This is a genomic window from Bacillus sp. 37MA (assembly GCF_000372765.1).
Classification (GTDB): domain Bacteria; phylum Bacillota; class Bacilli; order Bacillales; family Domibacillaceae; genus Domibacillus; species Domibacillus aminovorans.
Genome location: NZ_KB889752.1, coordinates 1,481,247 through 1,482,762, shown reverse-complemented (window position 1 = coordinate 1,482,762; position 1,516 = coordinate 1,481,247). Strand labels below are relative to the sequence as shown.

Sequence of the window (1,516 nt, the reverse complement as noted above, 5' to 3'; positions counted from 1 at the left end):
TTACGTTGGTGCAGACTTGGAGATGATGGACCGTGACACTAAACGTATGAGAGTGGATCGGCCATATTTGTTCACCAATATGGTAACAGAAGAAGGTCTGGATGAAGTTATTAGTTGGATCAAGAAGCAAGTTCTGCTGGAAGATCTTTCTTTAAAGAGTCATTGAATTGAAATCAATACTGGCGTCAGGTAAATTATTCAAAAGAATTAGGAAAAACTTTCTTTGATGGATATTGCTTTTGTCGTCATGCGTCTGCAGCCTCTGATCGTTTTCGAAATGACAAAATGTGGACAAGGTCTTTTTATTCAGTATATTACCAAGAACAAAGTACATGTTCAAAACAGGAAGCTGGCTTTCCGATTTACTATAAATCTATAGTTATTGTCTTAGTAACTGTGGGTTTAAAATTAAACCTGATTATGTTGGAATGCTCGACTATTAGGATATCATCACCAAAGTGAAATATTAACAAACGAGCGTAAATGGATTTTGAGGCATTTACGCTCGTTATATATTTTGAATATACATGGAGAAAAAAAGAACACTATAGTCTGGATTGTATCCCTAAAAGAAATGATGTATTTTACTGATTCCTAAAGGAGGTTAAAAAATGGGCACAGTTGGTCTCATGTATGTTGGTGCTGTATTATTTATCAACAGTCTAATGTTGTTCGGTAAAATCGATAGCAAAAGCGCAGGGGTGTTTAATCTCTTCGTCGGTGCTATACAAGTAATCTCCCCCTTCTATTTACTTTTCACAGCAAACGGGGATTCTTGGGCCATTTTTAATGCCTCTGGTACTTTTCTATTTGGTCTAACCTATCTTTACGTGGGTATTACAAATCTGAAAAACTATGATCCATCAGGTGTAGGCTGGTACTCCTTATGGGTAGCTATCCTCGCATTAGGCTATGCGGGTGTAAGCTTGATCCATTTTAATGATGTCAAGTTTACTATTATTTGGTTGATGTGGTCTTTTCTCTGGACATTGTTCTACCTATTACTAGCTGCAAAGAAAGATATTGGGATCTTCACCGGATGCGTGACTCTCATTCAATCCTGGATTACGGCGGCTATTCCTGCTTTTCTTATCCTAACAGGTCAGTGGGATGCAGTGGGGCCAAAAACAACATGGGGGGTAACAATACTTACAATCCTACTTTTCGTAGTTGCGTATTGGTCTACAAAGCCCTCAGCATCTTCTAAGGATCAGGCTTCTAATATAAAATTAAGGGCTTAACGTATGATGGCCAGACAGGCACAGCGCCTGTCTGCTTTTAAGATTAAACTTTCTTTGAATGAATAATAATTGTAGTTTCTAAATTAATTAATAGCTACCTATACAATCTTATTGGTGGTGATAGCAGTTCCTGAAACCTATGTAACGGTAGTGGTGAGTTACGAATCTATGCACACATATTTGATTTTACTGGGATTTTTTATTGATTCCAAAATTAAAGGTAAACTTTCTTCTCGTTTGTAGGATAGGTCAATAACCTACTGTATAACATAGCC

At 37.3% G+C, this 1,516-nt stretch carries 1 protein-coding gene; it reads left to right on the top strand.

Going from position 1 to position 1,516, the window contains the following annotated elements:
• Nucleotides 1-611 precede the first annotated feature (611 nt).
• Complete coding sequence (locus A3M5_RS0108415; protein ID WP_018393318.1) at nucleotides 612-1,241, top strand: AmiS/UreI family transporter; 630 nt, start codon at nucleotides 612-614, stop codon at nucleotides 1,239-1,241.
• The last annotated feature ends 275 nt before the right edge of the window (nucleotides 1,242-1,516 follow it).